The sequence below is a fragment of the Actinomycetota bacterium genome, from assembly GCA_014360655.1.
GTDB lineage: Bacteria > Actinomycetota > Geothermincolia > Geothermincolales > RBG-13-55-18 > JACIXC01.
In genome coordinates, this window is the sequence record JACIXC010000004.1 from 59,587 (window position 1) to 79,603 (window position 20,017).

Sequence of the window (20,017 nt, forward strand, 5' to 3'; positions counted from 1 at the left end):
CCTTCCCCGCCGCTCCGGTACCGTTTGGGTTTATAATCATGGACGGCAGGTGTTGGCCGGGCAAGCCGTGAGGGGATGCGCTGCATGAGGAGATGAGGAAGGAAGACATCACCCCAGAGAAGGTAAGGCGCTTTGTCGGCTCGTGGAGCATATACTCCCGGGACCGCGGGAACCCGCTATGGATGAAACCGGACGAGCTGCGCGGGCTGCAGGAACGCAACCTGCGGCGCCAGCTGGAGCTGGCGGCCTCCTTCAGCCCCTACTACCGCGAGGCATTCCGCCGCGAGAAGGTGGACCACGAGAAGGTGCGCGGCCTTGCCGACCTGGAGAGGATACCGGTCACCCCCAGGGAAGCCTACGCCGAGAGGCCGCTCTCCTTTCTTCTGGCTGTCGACCCGCCCGACGTGCTGGACGTTACCTACGAGATCACCTACACCTCTGGGACCACCACCGGCGCGCCGTCCCCCTTCTTCAACACCGCCTACGACATGTTCCGCATCAGCCTGGCGCTGCGTCGCATGGCCGAGATATCCTGGATGACGCCCCAGGACACGGTGCTCAACCTCTTCCCTTACGGCAACCTCCCGCACATCGGCTTCTACCGCACTATGCACTTCGCGTCCTCGGTGGGCATGAAACTGGTGAACGCGCTTCTGGGCAGGGACGTCCCCGGTTTTCCCCTTCACCGCTCCCTGGACGAGGCGCTGGAGCTGGCGGTGATGCACCGCGTCAGCGTCCTCTCGGGCATGGGCCGCCAGGAGCGCCGCTTCATCCTGCGCGGCGAGCAGATCGGCGCGGACCTCTCCGGCCTGCGCGTCATCCTCTCCCTGGGGGACACGGTCACGGAGGGCATGCGCGAGGAGATGCGGGCCCACCTGCCCGGCGAGGCTTCGCAGGCCTTCATAAACAACGGCTACGGTTTCACGGAATGCCAGGGGACATTCGTGGAATGTTGCGAGTTCGGCGGCTGCCACAATCCCGCCCCCGATCTTTACCATATAGAGATCCTCGACCCCGAGACCCTGCGGCCCCTCCCCGACGGTGAACTGGGACTGCTGGCCATCACCCACCTCGACCGTCGGGGCACGGTGCTGCTGCGCTACCTGGTGGGCGACCTGGCGGCGCAGGAGAGCGGTACGTGCCCCCACTGCGGCCGTTCCGGGTGCCGCCTGGTGGTGCGCCTCGGCTCCACCTACGCGGTACGGGCTGAGAGGGTGATACGCGTGGAGGGAAAGCTGGTGAACCCGGAGGCGGTGAAGAGCCAGCTGGCGGGGATCGAGGGCGTGGTGGAATACCAGCTGGTGGTGGAGAAGGAAGACCCCGGCGATCCCCGGAGCCCCGACGTCCTCACCATCCGCCTCTCGGTGGCGGGAAGGCTGCGCCGGGACCTCGAGGAGGAGGTGGTGAGGAAGGTGAGGGAAGCGGTGGGGATCACGCCGCGCGTGCAGTACGTGCAGTCGCCGGAGATTTACGACCCGTCGCGGATGCTCAAGGCCACCCGCTTCGTGGACAACCGTTGACGAAGAGGGCCTCCCCCACCCTTTCCACGTGCTTATTCGATGGCCCCGATGGAGCAGTGCCCTCCCGACCTCCCCAGGAAGTACATGGCCCTCTCCGCCACCACGGGGTAGCGCGAGCTGACCTTCACGCTCACCTCCCGAGCACCCACTGCGGAGCCCACGTTCAGCGTGAAGCGCGAACGCGGCTTCACAAAGGCGTATAGGGTGCTGCTCCCTCCGTCGGGGAACATGAAGGTCACCTGAACGCGGCTCTCCCTCTCCCAGGGATTCTGGAGGACGACCCATTCCTCGAACCCCTCCGCTGTATAGCCCTCGGCGAAATACCAGGTGTACTCGGGGCAGGGTGATGCCAGGGTGGCGTGACCGTCGCTGCGTCCCTTCCAGTACATGGCGCGCTCGACCACCACCGGAAGGTCGGAGAGAACGGAGGTGGCCAGCTCCCTTCCGGGAAGGACGGAATGGGCGGCCACCGTGTAGCGGCTGCGGGGGGCGATATAAAAGCTGAGCTTGCTGTTGGTTCCGTCCGGTTGCATGAAGGTGAGGACGGCCTTTGCAGCGGCGTCCTGGGGGTTCTGGATGCATATCCATTCCTCGAACCCTCCCCCCGTGTACCCCTCCGCCAGGTACCAGGTGGTTGATGCGGAGCGGGCTCCAAGGGAGCAGCTCCCGCTGCGCATGTGGTTCAGGTACTGCGCCCTTTCCACCACCACCGGCAGGTAGCTGCTCACGAAGGTGCTCACCTGGGCGTCGGGCAGCAGCGCGTCCACGTGGATGGTGAAACGGGAGCGCGGCGGGAGCGGGAACGACCTGACGGTTTCACCCTGCCCCTGGGTCTGGAAGCGCACAAATACTTCGGCGACCGCGTCGTTGGGGTTCTGTATGAGCACCCATTCGTCGAAGTCGCCCCCCGTGTACCCCTCCGCCAGGTACCAGCGGGTGGAGAGGGCGTCGGCCCCCACGGAGCAGTGCCCGGCGCGGCGGCCGCTGAAATACATGGCCCTCTCCGCCACCACCGGGCGGTCGGTCTCGATCATGGTGGACACCTCGGCCTGGGGGAGGACGGCGTCCACGCTGAGGGTGAAGCGGGAGCGCGGTGAGAGGAGGTAACGGCGCTCCGTGTTCGTCCCGCCCGGCTGCATGAAGACCACCCTGGCGTTCACCGCCTGGTCGTTGGGGTTCTGGATGGTTATCCAGGTCTCGAAGTCTCCCCCTGTGGGGTTGCTGCCCGTGTACCCTTCCGCCAGGTACCAGCGGGTGGAGGGGGAGGGGACGTTGACGTTCACACCCACCTCGACCAGGGCGGGGGGCACGAACAGGGAGGGGTCGGCGCCGTCCGTCTTCAGGTAGACGGTATATACCCCGTCGGGCAGGGGTTGCCCGTGATCGTCCCTGCCGTCCCAGGAGAACCCCGAGGAGCCCGGGGCGACATGCCTCACCACCCGCGTTCCCTGCAGGACCAGCGCCTCGCTGACGGAGCCGGGAGGGGCGCTGTAGGAGACCTGCGCCGCGGGGCGGGTGCTGCCCTCCCTGGGGGAGCAGGAGAAGGGCCTGGTCTCCAGGCCGCTTATGGTGGATACCCTGGACCTCGCGAGGGTGGAGGGGAGGAGTTGCCGGTTGACCGTCTCGACCAGCGCGCCGCCGGCATCGAAGACCAGCACGGGGATGCGCGCCGCGGGGTCCGCGGCGCCCCAGTCGGCGCAGGCGAGGACGGGGACGCGGCCGGGAAGGTGAGCCGGGTCGTAGAGGAGCCGGTCGCCGGGAAGGTCCACGCGCAGGCGCGCCAAGGCCTCCAGGAGGCAGAAGACCGTGGTGCCCCGCGGGTAGTAACCCAGTGACTGGTGGTAGGCGGAGTCAAGGGAATAGGCGCCGCGCACCCCGCCCGCCTCCAGGCGCGCCTCCGCCAGGTAGGAGGTGGCCGACGCCGCGTCTGCGAAACCCAGCCCCACCGCCTCGCTGGTGCCCAGGAAGTAGAAGTCGCCGTAGTCGCAGACGTCCCAGAAACCGCCGTTCTTCTTGGTGGCGAAGTAATACTGCAGGTCGCGGTAGCGCGTGAGCCTGCCCTCCTGGCCTGCGGGCCACCCGTCCGAACCCAGGTAGTAGCCCAGGGCGTCGCGCCACAGGTCCTGGGAGACCCACTGGTTCTCGTTGTTCACGCTGGTATGGACGTGGCCGTACCTTCTCTCCGTGGCGGCGGCGGAGGAGAGGATATCCTGCCGCAACCGCTCCAGGTTCGTGGAGGTGATGCCGGCGTCCAGTCCCGAGGCCAGCAGGTAGAGCAGGCCGTTGGAGGCGTAGATGGAATAAGCCTCCCTCTCCTCCTTGGGGATGTCGGGGTCGCTGCAGACGACGAAATGGTCCCCGGTCCAGAGCTCCTTCTCCATGGTGAGGTTGATGGTCACCACGCGGCCGTCGCAGGCGTCGATGAAGCCCTGGTCGGGGGAGGCCTGGGCCGCTGCCATCTCCGCCGCCGCCCGGTAGGCGGCGAGCGCCTTCACCCCCAGGTAGGTCTGGTTGCTCGCGTGCTGCACGGCGTCGGAGCCCTGGTCGATGGTATTGGAGGTGTTGATGTCGGGGAGGCCGTCGGAGTCGGTGTCGCAGGCCATCACGAAGGCGACGTAGTCCCTTACGCGGGGGAAGAGCTCGCGCATGAGGGCGGTGTCCCCGGTGTGTTTCCAGTAGCCGTGGAGGAGCAGCACGTAATTGGTATTTTCTTCCACGGGCATGTCGTGGGGGTAGGCCATGCCCGTGACCTGGGTGGCCACGCCCATGTCGTGGGAGAGGTACTTTCCCTGCGCGTTGCTCTTTTCGAAGAGGGGCCACTCCCGCAGCAGCTTGCCCAGGAGGTCCGGCCAGAAGGTGAGGTAGAACCACGCGGCGTTGTACTCCAGGTCGATGGTGGAGTGGAACATGCAGGAGGTCCCCTCCCAGACGCTGAACCAGTCCTCGCCCGAGGAGTTGTAGCACCACCAGGTGTTGCTGAGGAAGCTCTGCAGCGCATAGGCCATGAGGTCCTTTCCCGCCTGCGGGAACGGGGAGAGGTGGGCGCCAGAGAGAAGGTCGTCCACGAAGGAAGTTTTTTCCAGGATGGCCGCGCGCTCCGCGAGGGCGTACTCCACCACCTCTTCCACGGACCCCAGGTCGGGCCCGGCGGGGTCGTTGTAGAGGAAGCGATAGCTGGTGTCCCCGCGCACGTTGAGCACCTCGGCGGAGGTGTGGCCCGCGAAGACCAGCCTCCTCTCCTCGCTCCCTCCCGCCGGGAGCGAGAACGACCAGGTGAGGCCGGAGTAACCCTTTGGCCGGAAAGTATAGACGCCGTGCGCATAAGGAGGAGGATAACCCGGCGGTGAGTCCCATATCCATCCCGTGGAGGTGATGTCGTCATAGTGCCAGGCGAACCCGGAGTCATCCTCCGCCGCCACGGCCTCGCCACAGACCACATAGCCCGAGTTGTAGGGGTCGGGCCGGACGTAGCTCTCCCAACCGTAGGTATACCTGGTATCGTGCCGGTAACCGGGCCTTCCCGCCAGGGGCTGCGGGCTTTCCCCTCCCACGTCGAGGTCCTTGTGCGCCCGCACCAGGAGGAAATCCCCCGTGACAGGGGAACCCCCCTCGTTCTCCACCGCGACCTCCAGGTAGACGAAGGGCGCGCTCGAGAGCTTGACGTCGCCGGGGTAGAAGGGCGCGCGCAGGGTGACCCTTGCCTCGAAGGGAAGAGACGGGTCCCGGCAGGTATAGGAGACGCCGGTGAGGAGGTCCTCCTGGTCTATGGAGGAGAAAACCGGGTAGCGGTCGGTGAAGGGAAGGCAGCGTATGTCTCCCTCCGCGTCGCGGAAGGCCAGGACCAACTCGCTCAGGTCGTCGCTCCAGGTCCCGTAGGGCGACTGGCGCCAGGCCAGGAGCTGAGGCACGGGGTTGACCATGAAGCGCGAGCCCAGGCGTCCCAGCACCACCTCGTGCAGGTCCTGTCCCGGACCGTTCACGAAACGCAGGGGGAAGGCGGAGAAGCGGCGGTTCTCCATCACGTTTATCTCCAGGACGGTGTCGCCCCACCGGAGGAAGCGGATGTTGCTCACGGTCGCCTCCCGCGAGAGCGCCACGAAGTGAAGGTCTATCTCGCCGTTGACGGGAGCGACGCCCGTCACCGTCACCTGGTGGGCCCTGTCCCTGCCCACCAGGGCGCAGAGGTCCAGGTTGGCGAGGCCGGGGAGGATGATGCCGTTGGCGTAGACGCTGAAGATGCGCTCCCCGGGGTTGTAGGTGGACTCGAAGAAGCTGAACTCGATGTCGTACCAGCTTTCCCGCAACCCGCTCACGCTGTAATGGAAATCGGGGCCGTACCGCTCCTGCTTGTACTTGTATGGCTGGCGCGTGACGTTGTCCGTTCCCGCGATGTAGCGGCCGGCATGGGAGACGGACCAGGAGAGGCCGGAGAGTTCCACCACCAGGCGATCATCGCCGGCGGCCGCCCTTCCCGCGGAGAGCAGGAGAAAAAGCGGGAGCACCACGAGGACGGCGAGCAGCCAGAGGGTTCCCCCGGGACGAAGGGTTCCCCTGGGGCAAGGGATTCCCCTTGGACCTGACGTGCCCGCGCGCGTGCCGCGCGGGACCATGCGCGCTTGCCCGAACCGCCTACCGGTTGGGATCGTGACCGAAGACACAGCTCCCTCCTCTCCATGCCGAAGAACCGTAGGAGAAGTACATGGGACGCTCCGCCACCACCGGCACCCCGTTCAGGGAGGTGACGCGCAGGGAGACGTCTTTGCCCGCCCCCACCGCCTCGTTCACGAAGAGCGTCTCGCGCGCCCGGGGAGGGACGTAGACCGTCCGGGAGATCACCGGTCCCTGCCCGGGACCCGGGAAGAAGTCCACGCCGGCCACAGCCGCCTCTCCTCCCGGGTTGGCCAGGGTGAGCCATTCCTCGAAACCGTCGCGGGTGGTCCCCTCCGCGAAGTACCAGTTAATGGAGGGGGATACGGCCCCCACGGCGTTGTGGCCTCCCTGCACCGTCCCCTTGTAGGAGAAGTACATGGGACGCTCCGCCACCACCGGCACCCCGTTCAGGGAGGTGACGCGCAGGGAGACGTCCTTGCCCGCCCCCACCGCCTCGTTCACGAAGAGCGTCTCGCGCGCCCGGGGAGGGACGTAGACCGTCCGGGAGATCACCGGTCCCTGCCCGGGACCCGGGAAGAAGTCCACACCGGCCACCGCCGCCTCTCCTCCCGGGTTGGCCAGGGTGAGCCATTCCTCGAAACCGTCGCGGGTGGTCCCCTCCGCGAAGTACCAGTTAATGGAGGGGGATACGGCTCCCACGGCGCTTTCCCCTCCCTGCCAGGCACCGCGGTAGTTGAAATACATGGCCCTCTCGGCGACGATGAAGCCGGCGCTCTGCACCACGGCGGACACGTCCTTACCGGGGCCCAGCGCCTCGTTCACGTTGAGGGTGAACCTGCTCGCGGGCGGCACGGAGTAACCCCGGACTTCCTCGCCTCCGCCCGGCAGGAGAAAGGTGAAGCGGACGTATATGTCCTCCCCTGAGGGATTGAGCACGCAAAGCCATTCCGAGAAACCCTCGCGGGTGGTCCCTTCCGCGAAGTACCACCTGTTGGACTGCATGGCGCGCAGCGCGGCGGCCACCTGCAGGATGCCGTGCCCGTGATAGGGGTCCCACCCCGCCGGGCCCAGGTCGCGGCAGGTCGCGGTTAGTAACCGGGTGATCTCCGGGGGAGAGAGCCTGGGGTCAAGGGAGAGGAGGAGCGCCGCAGCGGCCGCCGCCTGCGGGGCCGCCATGCTCGTCCCCTCCCCCCACACCAAGGAAAAGCCGGACTGGGGGTTGCCCGCGGTGCGGTAGGACTCCTGGGGGATGCCGTCCCCGTGACCGTCGCCGTTGTCGTCGCGGGTGAGGTCTCCCCCCGGCGCCACCAGGTCCAACCCCTCCCCGTAGTTGGAGTAGTGGGCGCGCAGGTCGCGGTAGTCCGTGGCGCCCACCGCCAGCACGTAGGCGCCCTCGTCGGCGGGGCAGTCCATGCCGCCGGGATAGCCCGGGTCGGAGCCCTCGTTCCCGGCGGCGGCCACGCAGGTCACGCCCTTGCCGTAGGCGTAGCGCACCGCCTCCCCCACCGTTTCGCTGTGTCGTGGGGAGGCCAGGCTGAGGCAGATCACCCGTGCCCCGTGGTCGGCGGCGTAGCGTATACCGGAGGCCACGGCGGAGGCGGTGCCCACGCCGTCCGCGTTCAGGACACGCACGGGCATGATGGAACAGCGGTAGGCCATGCCGGCGGCCCGGAAGGCGTTGTTGTAGGAGGAGGCGATGATGGCGGCCACGTGGGTGCCGTGCCCGTACTCGTCGTCGGGGTAAGCGTCGTTGGCCACGAAGTCGTAACCCGGGACGAAGGAGGTGTACTGGAAGTCGGGGGCGCGCGAGAAGTAGCCGTCGCTGCGGTAGGCCACCCCGGAGTCCACCACCGCCACCACCACGTCGCCGCTCCCGCCGCCGGCGATGTCCCATGCTTCCGGCATGGTGATCTTTTCCATGTACCACTGCCTGGGGTAGTCGGGGTCATTGGGCGTGCCCGCCGCCCGGAAGAGGAGGTCCGGCTCGGCCCAGGCCACCCCCGGCAATCCCTGGAGGCATTCCGGGGACAGGGAGGAGGGGACGTCCAGTAGGAATTCCCCCCCGGGGAGGCGCTCCAGGAAGCGCGCCCCGCGGGAAAGCAGCTCACCGCGGGCCTTGTCCTGACTCCCTTCCTCCAGGCGCACGATGACCCGTTCGCGGGGGGCTCCATCACCGCTTTCGCTTCCACCGTCCCCCGCGGCGGAGACGATGCCGGAAAGCGGGAAGGCGAGCAGCAGGACGGCCGAGAGCAGCAACACCGTGAGGAGCCCGGCTTTGTCTACGAAACCGTAGCCGCAGCCCTTATCCGCTCCGCCGGCGAGATCTCCCCTGCGCATCCCGGTTCCTCCGGTTTCATATGAAAATGGTTCGGCTCGTTTTCCCGTGCTATGCATGTGACGCCTTTCGCGCGTCACGGTTCCCTCTTGCCCCAGAGCCCGTTTCCCCTCCGGGCGTAAGTCCCGGATACCTGATGATATCCGATGATATACGATAAGACGATTGTGCGGTAAAGCAAGGCAAGAATTCCAGGCGCCGTCATGCGGTGCGGTAGGAGGGACGCAGGCTTATCCCTGCCCCGGGCCGCGGGAGGCCAGGTAGGCCTCCAGGCGGCGCGCCCCCTCCTCCAGCCTGTCCAGCCGGTTGGCGTAGCTGAAGCGTATGTAACCCTCCGCCCCGCTGCCGAAATCTATCCCCGGGGTGACCGCCACGCGGGTGTTTTCCAGGAGCTCCATGGCGAAGGAATAGGAATCGTCGGTGAAGCGCTTCGCGTTGGCCAGGATGTAGAAGGCGCCGTGGGGCTCCACCGCCACACCGAAGCCGATCTCGCGCAGGCGGGGGAGGAGGAAGCGGCGCCGCTGGTCGTAGGTGCGCACCATGGCCTCCACCTCCTCGCCGGCCTCGGTGAGGGCGGCGATGCCCGCCCACTGCACGAAGTCGTTGGCCGAGATGAAGAGGTTCTGCATCATCTTCTGTATGGGGCGCACGAATTCCGCGGGGGCGATGAGGTATCCCAGGCGCCAGCCGGTCATGGCGTAGAGCTTGGAGAAGCCGTTGATGACGAAAGCGTGCTCTGTGAATTCCAGGATGGAGTGCTCCCTGCGCTCGTAGACCAGCCCGTGGTAGATCTCGTCGCTCACCACGTAGAGCCCCTTGCGGGCGAAGGCCGCGATCTCCTCCATGGTCTCCGGCTCCAGGAGGTTCCCGGTGGGGTTGGAGGGGGAGTTGATGATGACGGCCCTGGTCCTTTTCCCCAGGCGCTTCTCTATCTCCTCCGGGCGGTACTGGAAACCGTCCTCCTCGAAGACCGGGACCTCCATCGGTCTGCCGTCAACGAACTCCACGATGTTGGGGTAGCAGGCGTAGCATGGGTTGGACAGGATGACCTCGTCGCCGGGGTCCAGGAGGGCGGCGAAGAGGAGGAGCATGGCCGGGGAGCTGCCGCTGGTGACGACGACGCGGTCGGGGTCCACCTCCACGTGGTATTTCTCGCGGTAGTGCTCGCATATGGCCTCGCGCAGCTCCCGCACGCCCTGGCTGTGTGTGTAGTGGGTCTTGCCCTCCAGCATGGCACGGTAGGCGGCCTCCTTGACGCAGCGCGGGGTGTCGAAGTCGGGCTCACCCACCTCCATGTGGACGACGTCGTGTCCCTCGCGCTCCATCTGCAGGGCCTTCTCCAGGACCTCCATGACGATGAAGGGCGGTATGCGTTCGCCGCGGCCGGCTGTCATCGGCTACCTCCGGGATGCCGCTTCCCCTGCAACGAGATTGAAGAACATTATATTACACGGGGAAAGGGTTATATTACACGGGGAAAGGGGAAAGGGCGGCGCATGATGTATAGTTTATCGGGAAGGATAATGGCGAGACCGGGAGGCGGTCGCTTCATCTGGAAGGAGAGGCCATGGACTGGGAAGCCCTGCGGACGCGCATACGCGCCGATTTCGAGGCCAAGAACAATACCCGGGAGGAGGTCCTGAGGCTCTGCCGGTCCCTGGTACAGGTCTCCAGCTACGTCATCCGCAGCGTGCACAGGGGGGAGAGGGAGGAGGCGGAGAGGCTGTTGCGGCAGGCGCGGGACCTCTCGGCCAACATCACCCACATCACCGCTGACCACCCTGAGGTCTACACGGCCGGCTTCGTGCACGACGCGCAGAAGGAATACGCCGAAGCGTGCTCCACCTTCGCGCTCATCAACGGAGAAGCGCTGCCCGGCCCCGAGGAGCTGGGCGTTGAGTACCCGGCCTACCTGAACGGCCTGGGGGAGGCGGTGGGAGAGTTACGCCGCGCCATCCTGGACCTCGTCCGCGAGGGGCACCTCGAGCGCAGCGACGAGCTGCTCTCGTTCATGGACGACATCTATTACCTCCTGGTCTCCTTCGACTATCCCGACGCCATCACCGGCAACCTGCGCCGCACCACGGACATGGCGCGGGGGATCATCGAGCGCACGCGGGGCGACCTCACCACCGCCATCCGGCAGAGCAAGCTCAGGCAGGCCATCTCCGAGCTCGAGGAGCGCCTGAAAAACGGCTGAACCGGGGATGTGATCCCCGGGCACCGCCACGCATTTCGCGTGGTTCCGTATCCCTTGACGGCTGGATCGGTACTCGCCCTACCCCTCCCCTGCGCTCTCCTTTGCGCCGGTCCCCGCCGCGAAGAGTTCCCGCTCCATGGCTTTCAAGAAGCGGTCGATGCCCATCTGGGAGGTGGCCATGGCACGGGACTGGTTTCTGACCAGCTCGAAGGCCAGCCGTGTGAGATCGCGATCCTCGTCCCAGAGGAGGCGCGAGAGGATCAAGCCCACCGAGGATCCGGCGATGAAGGTAGCGGCCAGCTCGGTGTCGCAGGGGATGATCATGCCCCGTTCCAGTAACATGTCCAGGCTTTCCGCCATCTTCTTTCTCGCGAACACCGCCTGGTTTTCCACCTTCTGCGAGAAGGCGTTATCCCGGCCCATGGCTAAACGGTAGATAATGGAAGTCAGGTGAGGGTTGTCCCTGTGAAAACGGAGATAGTCGAGGGCGTTCTGCAACCACGCTTCGAGCGGCCGCCCGCCGCCCAGGACGGCTTCCCTTAAGCGGGCGCTGTTTCTTTCGAGAATGTCCGTAAGCTGTTCGAAATAGGAATTGACAAGCTTGAGAAAGACGTCCTCCTTGGAATCGAAGTAGTTGTAGAAAGTCCCCCGCGCCACGCCGGAACTTTCCACGATCTCGGTGACCGAAGCGGCATGGTATCCCTTGGTGGCGAATATCCTCGCGGCCTCCCGCAGGATCTGCTGCTCCCGTTCCTCACGCGCCAGGGAACCCCTTTTTCTCGCCAACGGCGGACCCCCGAAAGACGTCATTTCCTTTTCTGAAGAGCCGAATCCGAAGAGAGCAAACGACGGAACATATTATGTCACCCGTGACCAGCAGAGGCAAGCCACGGGCGTCTCCGCTTCCCGCAGGAAGGCGGCTCGCTGATCCTCGAGGGGCACGGTTGCGTCTGGCCCGGTTCGACGCCGGCGCGACGGAGGGAATGGTCCCGCCGCAGGAGACCGGAGGACAGGCAGGTCACGATACACGTCAGGGTCCCGGTGTGGCCCGCTCACTCTCGGGAGCGGGGTTTTGGTTGGCGTCGACTGTTGTTTCCTCCATCAGGGAGGGCTTGACGTGGAGGCTTTTTTCCATGGTCGCGAGGAGGCGGTCGACCACACGCAAGTTCACCGCCAGGGCTCGGGACTGGTTCTTCACCAGCTCGAAGGCGACCTTTTCCAGGTCGTAGTCCTTGTTCGTCGTCACGAAGTGCATGATGATCTCCAGGGCAGCCCCGGTGATGATGGCCGCGGCCACGTCGAAGTCGCACTGTATGATGAAGCCGCGCTCCGCGAGCATGCGCAGCTCCGCAGCCAGCACGCGGCGCGAGTAAAGGGCGTAACTCTCCAGCTTTTCGGAGAAAACGGCCTCCTGTCCCATAGCCTGACGGTAGATGATGGAGGTGAGATCGATATTGTCGCGGTGGAAACGGAAGAAATCCAACGCGAAGTCCAGCCAGGCGAAGAGGAAGTTGCCGTCCGCCATCAAGGCTCTCTTGATGCGCACGCTGTTGGCCTCGAGGATCCTGTTGAGGTTCTCAAAGTAGATGTCTATGATGCGTAAAAAGATCTCTTCCTTGGATTTGAAGTAATGATAGAAGGTGCCCCGCGCCACCCCGGCGCTTTCCACGATGTCCGTAATCGAGGTGGCGACGTATCCCTTGGCGGCGAATATCTTGATGGCCTCGTGCAAAAGCTGCCTCTCCCGCTCCTTGCGGGGCAGCACCCTTCTCTTCCCACCCATGCTGACTCCTCGACATTCCCGCTCCGGAGGCTCGTTCCCCCTCGCTCAGCATGAAGATATCAGACGCAGGCTTGGCGAACAACAATTTCCGGAGGAATTCAGATTTTCAAAGTCTGTTATCCCGTCTGAAAACGTGAGCTCGCTCCGGCTCACGGCACCGATATCCCATGCCTACTTGCGTGGCGGCAGCCGAGGCAAAAGGACTGCGCCCGGGGGCGAGGTCACCCTCGTGTCCGTGACGCGGGGAAACGCGGACCGGATTCATCCCCGGAGGTAAGAGGTGCCTGCCGCTTCCCGCTCGGGTCGGAGGGATGCCCGCGTATTTAGGCCCGGGAAGTGACTGTAGCCTTGCGCGCGCAGCAGGAAAGGCGCTCTCGATATGCGCTGGCGACGGTCATCGCCGTGAAGAAAGAAATTATACTTGATTGTCAGTAAAATGAAATCGTCCACGATGGCTGTAATCCTGCAGGTTGTTTAGCAGGAGATATCAAGCATATCCGTTAAAGAAAAAATGTATTGACTAGTCAATCTAATATATGTTAACTTGTCAATAGTTTCTTTCTCGTATTGTAGGGTGGAATTGGCTGTTTGTTGATTCTTTAACGGTCGGCCCTGGACACCGCATTGGTACTCGTTCCCGTATCTGCGGTGCATGCGGACAGGTGCGATGGGTTAACGGACAAGGGGGGATGCTAGAGGGAAGATCGGTCGTTTTCAGGACGGCGTCATTTTTTCTCGAAAGATAGAAAGGGGGCAAACGAATGAGGCGAGGGTTGAGTTACTTCCTGTGTGTATTCCTGTCGGCGTTGTTGGCTTTGGCGCTCATGGCCCCGGCGCTCGCGAATCCTGCGGCAACGGTGACCGAGGCCGGGGAGGACCTCTATACCGTCACCACCGCCGACGGGGTGGAGCTGGTGATCAAGCACTACCTTCCCGCGGAGGGCGCCCTTTACCGTACCGGGGCACAGCCGGTCATCCTCATGCCGGGCCTGCTCTGCAACAACAACTTCTACGAGGTTAGGACGCCCAAGGGGGCTTCCTACAACGGAGTGAAGCTCCCGGAGGACCTCCCCGACTGGGCCGAGGGCGATCCCTACATCGAAGCGGACCCCATGAAGTTCTACAGCCTGGCATATTACCTGTGGGACCAGGGATACGACGTGTGGACTGCAAACTACCGCAGCGAGGGACGTGACGAGATGCGGTGCGGTGGCGCCGGCCCCTTCGCCATCGACGAGCTGGGCGCCAACGACATGCCGGCCATCGTGACCAAGGTACGCGAGCTCACGGGACAGAAGCCGGTGTGGATAGGACACAGCATGGGTTCCACCATGGCCTACATGTACCTGCAGGGGGCGAGGTTCACGGATCCCACCAACACCCAGAGCAAGATCGTCTCCGACCCCGCCCTGGTGGCCGAGAGGAACGACGGGGAAGGCTCGCAGGCCCTCAAGGGCCTGGTGGACCTAGACGGTCCCGTGATCCCGGGAGGCTCCATAAACCCGTTGTTGCGGCCGCTGGTCTTCATGCTCCTGGGGGTGCCCATGTACGTTGACCTGCGCCCCCTCACCGCCAACTTCGGCTACCTGGCGTCCAATCCCATGCTGGCCCTGCAGTCGCTCCTGGCGGCCATGTCGGGGATCATCGGACTCGTTCCCGGCATGGACATCTTCAACATCGTGCGCCTCATCAACCCCGGGAACATAAGCGGTTGCGTCTCGAACTTCTTCTTCCAGTTCGTGGTGGACGGCGTGAGCGCCAGGGTGCTCACCCACTTCGCGGACGCCATCACCTACCGCAAGTTAAGGGAGGACTGGCACAACGCGCCCAAGTGGGGACAGGTGCCGCCGGCGCCAAAGGCGGGAGACGGTTATTATTACTACTCCGACAACCTGGCCAAGATAAGCCTTCCCGCCCTGGTCATCGCCGACGCAACAAAGGACATCACCAACCCCGGCGACGTTAAGGGCTTCTATGACAAGAAGACCAGGGACGCCAGGGACCTGTATTTCATGATCCCCAACACCGCCCACGTGGACCTGGTCATCGGCTTGAACGCCCCGCTGGAGCTGTTCCCGAAGATAGGGTCTTGGCTGGCGAGCCTGTGACGGCCGCCCGTCCGGCGGAATGGAGGTCACGCGCTCACTCTGGGGTTTGCCGCACCCGTAGCATGCGGAAGGATCACCTCCCGGTTTCCGGGAGGTGATCGCTTTTGCCTGGCGGGAACAAGCGTTTCGGTTCCCCGTGATGAAGGGGTTCCCCGTTACGGAATCGTGGCCGGCGCTTAAACCGTAAAACACCGGACGATCGTGAGGCTTGCCGGCGGCGAACGGGAAGCCAAGAAATGTATTGACATGTCAATACATTATTAGATAAACTGATTGGTAACAAACATGTTCGCGTCTATGAACCCCTGCATCATGGCACTTCCACAAATAGGAGAAGAAGGGAAAGGGGGTATGGCCATGACAGGTTAGTGCACCGTCAAAAGCGTTGCATAATGCGGTTTCTAACGCGAAAGGGGGATGTGATGAGGGGGAGATTCTCTGGCTTCACCGCTATTTTGCTGGCCGCGCTCATCGCGCTTCTCGTGATCCTTCCCGGGACGGCAGGTGCCGCGACCTCCACGCAGCAGGAGATGTACAAAGTCAACACCCTGGATGGGGTGGAGATCGTCCTGAAGCGGTACCGTCCCGACGCCGCAAGCGCTTTCCGCGCCGGGAAACAGCCGGTCATCCTCATGCCGGGGATACTCTGCAACCATAACTTCTTCGACCTTCACACCCCGGAGGGGGAGAGCTGCGGGGTGAAGTTGCCCTCCGACCTGGCGGATTGGGCCAAGGGAGACCCTTACGTGAACGCGGACCCCATGAGGTATTACAGCCTTGCTTACTACCTCTGGGACCAGGGCTACGACGTCTGGCTTGTGAACTACCGCGGCGAGGGTCGCGATCCCGTCAGAAGCGGGGGCGCCGGCGGCTATGCCATCGACGAGCTTGGGATCTATGACATGCCGGCCATAGTCACCAAGGTGAGGTCGGTAACGGGCAAGAAGCCGGTATGGATCGGGCACAGCATGGGCTCGACCATGGCTTACATGTACCTGCAGGGGGCCAAGTTCAGCAGCGCCTCGGACGCAGGCTCACACGTCGTTTCCGACAGCTGGCTGGCCTCCCAGCGCAACAACGGGACAGGTTCGCAGGCGTTGAAGGGGTTCGTGGACCTGGATGGACCGGTAATACCAGGCGGTTCCATACCCGCCTTGCTGCAGGTGCTGCTGTGGCCGGCGTTGTCCACTCCACTATACCTGGACCTGAGGCCGCTCACTTCCAACCTGGGCGGATTGGCCGCCGATCCACTCATGGCGCTGGAGACCATGGCCCGCTGGCTGTGGGGAACGATAGGATATCCCGATCTCGGGCTGCTGAACCTGTTGCTGCTCATCAACCCCGCCAACATGGATCCCGGGGTCTCCAGGTATTTCTTCCGGTACGGGCTGGACGGGGTGAGCACCCGGGTTGTGGCACAGTTCGCCGATGCCATCGTCAACGGCAAGCTGAGGGAGGATTACCGCAACGGGCTCCTGAATTCCCTTCTGGTGGCTCCGCCGGAACCCCGCTCCGGTGATGGTTATTACTACTACTCGGACAACCTGGGCAAGATCAAGCTACCCGCCCTGGTCATCGCGGACGCCACCAGGGACATCACCAACCCAGAGGACATCAGGAGCTTCTACGACAGGAAGACCCGCAACAGCAAGGACAGGTACTACGTGATCTCCAACACCGCCCACGTGGATCTGGTGATGGGGTTGAACGCGCCCAAGGAGCTCTTTCCGAAGATCGGGGACTGGCTGAAGTCGCTTTGAGGCGCGGAGCGGATGCCCGCGCGGTCGGTGGGCCGGAGCGTAGAAAGGCAGGGGCGAGAGCGCGCACGCCGCTGACCTTGCCGGTATCTTGGCGGTCGAGATCAAAGGCCGAAAGTCGCCGGGCGCAAGTCGCCCCCGAGGGTGGCCTCCCGAGGGGGCGACTTGCCGCTACGAAAGCATACCCCTCTCGGCGGTCATGCCCGGCACGGGGTAGCTGGGCGCGGAGTGCCCGGCTTACCTGGATGGCCTGGGGGAGGCGCACCGGGTAGGCATGCGCATCTTCCGACCTTGATATGCATTGCATGCACGGCGACGGAGCGTAGCTCTCGGCCACTACTTCCGACACGCGGAGACAACGACCGCCCCGTGCCCTCGTGTCTGGCGGACGCTGCACGTGAGGATCGAAGACGCGACTCCTCAGACCAACTTGCGCACGTAGATGGAGTTGGCCAGGTGCCAGCCCACGGTGCGGCGATTCCTGCCCACCACGGCCTGCAGGGGCCCCTTGAAGGGATCCTTGGTTATCACCCTGATCCTAACCCCCGGCTTGATCCCCAGCGATGCCATGAACTGAAGCAACTCGGGCTCGTCGTCCTTCACGCTGATGACCTCCGCCCGCTCCCCGGGTTCCAGGGAATAGAGTGTGGTTTCCTCCACCCTGACGTCCTCTACCTTGGAGGGTATGGGGTAGCCGTGGGGGCAGACCTTGGGGCGGTTGAGGGCCACGAAGAGCCTCCTCTCCACCTCTTCGGAGATCTGGTTCTCGAAGGGGAGCGCCTCCTCGTGGGCCTCGTGCCACTCGAACCCGAGCATGTCGGTGAGGAACCTCTCCACGATGCGGTGACGGCGGATGGCCTTCACCGCCATCTTCTCTCCCTCCGGGGTGAGGGTGATGCCGTGGTAGGGGGTGTAGTTGATCAACCCCTTTTGGGAGAGCTTCTTCAGCGTGTCGGTCACGGTTGAGGGAGCGAGCCCCATGGACTCGGCCAGCGCGGTGGTGGACACCGGGCTGGATGCCTGCTGCAGGCGGAAGATGTGCTTGAGATAATCTCCGAAAAAATCCCTTGCGGAAGGGTTGCGTGGCGATTTCATGTGCACTCCCCCAAAATCCTTGAAATTTTGAATAACCCAAATTATAATTTCGTCGTTCCGAATTTTCAACAAGAACCAGAACCTGGCGGCTCGCGGTTATACGATACCTTGTGCCGCCGCGGAAGCGGTTGAAGGCGGGCAGACGCCCGCAAAGATAGAAGGCCTCGTGGGAGGAATCGCGGTAAAAGGGGAAGGAGTGAGATATGGAGTACTGGGCCTTAGCCACGGGGGGTGCCGCGCTGGTGGGCCTGATCATGGCCTTCATCTACGCCAGGATGGTCACCAGGGAAGCCCCCGGCGACGAGAAGATGCAGTCCATCGCCGGAGCCATCCGGGAGGGGGCCATGGCCTTCATCCGGAGAGAGTACCAGGTGCTGGCCGTGTTCGTTCTCATCGTCTTTGCTCTCATCGCCATCTTCATCTGGTACAAGCCGGTGGATATAGTCAACGGTGAAAGGGTCATAGGGCAGAGCACCTATACCGGTATCTATACCGCCATCGCCTATGTCCTGGGAGCCATCTGTTCCATGACGGCAGGGTTCATAGGGATGAACATCGCCACCAAGGCCAGCGTGAGGACAACTCATGGTGCGGAAGAGGGAGGTACCGGCAAGGCACTGACCATAGCCTTCCGCGGCGGCGCCGTGATGGGCCTCACGGTAGCCGGCCTGGGGCTGCTGGGCCTCTCCGTGGTCTACCTGGTCTTCGTGAGGTGGTGGCAGGTGGTCACCAGCCCCGCCGGGCAGGCCTCCATCATCACCGGGTTCAGCCTGGGCGCCAGCTCCGTGGCCCTCTTCGCCCGCGTGGGCGGCGGCATCTACACCAAGGCGGCGGACGTGGGCGCGGACCTGGTGGGCAAGGTGGAGGCGGGCATCCCCGAGGACGACCCGCGCAACCCAGCGGTCATCGCCGACAACGTGGGGGACAACGTGGGGGACGTGGCGGGCATGGGCGCCGATCTCTACGAGTCCTACGTGGGATCCATCGTGGCCCCCATCGCCCTGGCGGCCACCGTTTTCGCCCTCTCCGGAGCGGGGGGCGTGACCAAGGGCATGCTGCTCCCCATGCTCATCGCAGGCGTGGGCATCATAGCCTCCATCCTCGCCAGCTTCTTCGTGCGCAGCAAGGAGGGCTCGCATCCCTCGCGGGCCCTTAATACCGGCAGCTACGGGGCGGCGCTGCTCACCACCATAGGCACCCTCTTCGTGGTCCTCTTCTGGTTACGCGGCGTGGATGCGGTGAAGCACCCCATAGGCTTCTGGATCTCCATAGTCGCCGGACTGGCCGCCGGGCTGGCCATAGGGTTGATATCCGAGGTCTACACCTCCGACCGTTTCAAGCCGGTGAAGGAGATCGCCAAGTCCTCGCAGACGGGTCCCGCCACCACCATCCTCTCCGGCTTCTCGGAGGGCATGGAGAGCACCGCCAGCGCCATCATCCTGTTGGTGGGGGCCATTGCCGGAGCCTACCTGGCCGGGAACTGGGCCATGCCCGACGTCGCCAACAGCGGCATCTACGGGATAGCCCTGGCGGCCATCGGCATGCTCTCAACCACGGGTATGACCGTTTCCGTTGACGCCTACGGGCCCATCGCCGACAATGCCGGAGGGATCTCGGAAATGAGCGGGAGACCGCCGGAAGTGCGCAAGATAACCGACTCGCTCGACGCCCTGGGGAACACCACCGCGGCCATCGCCAAGGGGTTCGCCATCGCCTCCGCCGGGGTCACCGCCCTGGCCCTCTTCAAGGCCTACACCGCGGCGGTGGGTATCACCATCATCGATCTGGGCAGGTGGCAGACGGTGGTCGGCCTCTTCCTGGGGGGGATGTTCCCCTTCCTCTTCTCCTCCATGGCCATCAAGGCGGTGGGTAGCGCGGCCTACGATATGATCGAGGAGGTCCGCCGCCAGTTCCGGGAGATCCCTGGCCTGAAGGAGGGGAAGGAGGGGGCTCGGGCGGAGTATGCCCGATGCGTGGACATCTCCACGCGGGCGGCTCTCCGGCGCATGATCCCACCCGCCTCCATAGCCGTGATCAGCCCGGTGGTCATCGGCCTGTGGGACAACCAGGCCCTGGCCGGGTACCTGGCCGGCGCCCTGGTGGTTGGATTCCTCATGGCCATCTTCATGGCCAACGCCGGAGGCGCGTGGGACAACGCCAAGAAATACATCGAAGCGGGAAACCTGGGCGGGAAGGGAACCACCACCCATGCCGCGGCGGTGGTGGGGGACACCGTGGGCGACCCCTTCAAGGACACCGCCGGTCCCTGCATGAACATCATGATCAAGGTGATGTCGGTCATCGCCCTGGTCTTCGCGCCCCTGTTCATAAGGTGACGTAGCGCCCGCATCGCTTGCGGGAGAAGAAAGAAGGCCGCCGCCCCCTGCGGGCGGCGGTTCCCTTGCGGGGCAAGACGATGCCGGGGATAGGCGCACCTCGCCCCGCTGCGCGCCACGGCTACCCCGCGCCGCGGTAAGGTCAGGTCACGCATTCGCATCCAAGTCAGGCTTCTAGAAAGCGCGCCACGGCTACCCCGCGCAGCGGTGATGTCAGGGTGGGCGGCCCTCGCCCTTAAGGCGGGCATCGTGATGCCTTATCCCCGGGCAAG

The 20,017-nt window shown here is 64.4% G+C and carries 11 protein-coding genes; 5 read left to right on the top strand and 6 right to left on the bottom strand.

All coding sequences use genetic code 11. From position 1 onward, the window contains the following. The first annotated feature begins 92 nt into the window (after positions 1 to 92). Positions 93 to 1,520 (top strand): phenylacetate--CoA ligase family protein, encoded by a 1,428-nt coding sequence (locus H5T73_04300; protein MBC7246988.1) that lies wholly within the window; start codon positions 93 to 95, stop codon positions 1,518 to 1,520. A gap of 32 nt (positions 1,521 to 1,552) precedes the next feature. Here H5T73_04300 and H5T73_04305 read toward each other — a convergent pair whose 3' ends face one another. From H5T73_04305 to H5T73_04315, 3 genes are all read right to left on the bottom strand, one after another. After that, positions 1,553 to 6,022 (bottom strand): DUF4965 domain-containing protein, encoded by a 4,470-nt coding sequence (locus H5T73_04305; GenBank protein MBC7246989.1) that lies wholly within the window; start codon positions 6,020 to 6,022, stop codon positions 1,553 to 1,555. A 127-nt stretch (positions 6,023 to 6,149) separates the two neighbouring features. Beyond that, complete coding sequence (locus H5T73_04310; protein MBC7246990.1) at positions 6,150 to 8,468, bottom strand: S8 family serine peptidase; 2,319 nt, start codon at positions 8,466 to 8,468, stop codon at positions 6,150 to 6,152. Positions 8,469 to 8,696: 228 nt separating this feature from the next. Then, complete coding sequence (locus tag H5T73_04315) at positions 8,697 to 9,860, bottom strand: pyridoxal phosphate-dependent aminotransferase (GenBank protein MBC7246991.1); 1,164 nt, start codon at positions 9,858 to 9,860, stop codon at positions 8,697 to 8,699. Positions 9,861 to 10,033: 173 nt separating this feature from the next. Here H5T73_04315 and H5T73_04320 point away from each other — a divergent pair, with 173 nt between their 5' ends. Further along, the gene (locus H5T73_04320; protein ID MBC7246992.1) at positions 10,034 to 10,666 is read left to right on the top strand and encodes a haloacid dehalogenase; all 633 of its coding nucleotides are present in this window, start codon (positions 10,034 to 10,036) and stop codon (positions 10,664 to 10,666) included. Between the two features lie 78 nt (positions 10,667 to 10,744). Here the strand turns inward: H5T73_04320 and H5T73_04325 are convergent, their stop codons facing one another. Together H5T73_04325 and H5T73_04330 are read right to left on the bottom strand one after the other, a co-directional pair. Continuing rightward, positions 10,745 to 11,452: a TetR/AcrR family transcriptional regulator gene (locus H5T73_04325; protein ID MBC7246993.1), complete on the bottom strand. Its 708-nt coding sequence runs from the start codon at positions 11,450 to 11,452 to the stop codon at positions 10,745 to 10,747. 244 nt (positions 11,453 to 11,696) lie between these two features. Next, positions 11,697 to 12,449 (bottom strand): TetR/AcrR family transcriptional regulator, encoded by a 753-nt coding sequence (locus tag H5T73_04330; GenBank protein MBC7246994.1) that lies wholly within the window; start codon positions 12,447 to 12,449, stop codon positions 11,697 to 11,699. 773 nt (positions 12,450 to 13,222) lie between these two features. Here H5T73_04330 and H5T73_04335 point away from each other — a divergent pair. Together H5T73_04335 and H5T73_04340 are read left to right on the top strand one after the other, a co-directional pair. Then, positions 13,223 to 14,557 (top strand): alpha/beta hydrolase, encoded by a 1,335-nt coding sequence (locus H5T73_04335; protein MBC7246995.1) that lies wholly within the window; start codon positions 13,223 to 13,225, stop codon positions 14,555 to 14,557. 422 nt (positions 14,558 to 14,979) lie between these two features. Then, positions 14,980 to 16,317, top strand: a complete 1,338-nt coding sequence (locus H5T73_04340) for an alpha/beta fold hydrolase (protein MBC7246996.1) — start codon at positions 14,980 to 14,982, stop codon at positions 16,315 to 16,317. 417 nt (positions 16,318 to 16,734) lie between these two features. Here H5T73_04340 and H5T73_04345 read toward each other — a convergent pair whose 3' ends face one another. After that, the gene (locus H5T73_04345; GenBank protein MBC7246997.1) at positions 16,735 to 17,409 is read right to left on the bottom strand and encodes a metal-dependent transcriptional regulator; all 675 of its coding nucleotides are present in this window, start codon (positions 17,407 to 17,409) and stop codon (positions 16,735 to 16,737) included. Positions 17,410 to 17,612: 203 nt separating this feature from the next. Between H5T73_04345 and H5T73_04350 the strand changes: the two genes are divergently transcribed. After that, a complete protein-coding gene (locus tag H5T73_04350; GenBank protein ID MBC7246998.1) occupies positions 17,613 to 19,745 on the top strand; it encodes a sodium-translocating pyrophosphatase in 2,133 nt (710 codons plus the stop codon). Positions 19,746 to 20,017 lie beyond the last annotated feature (272 nt).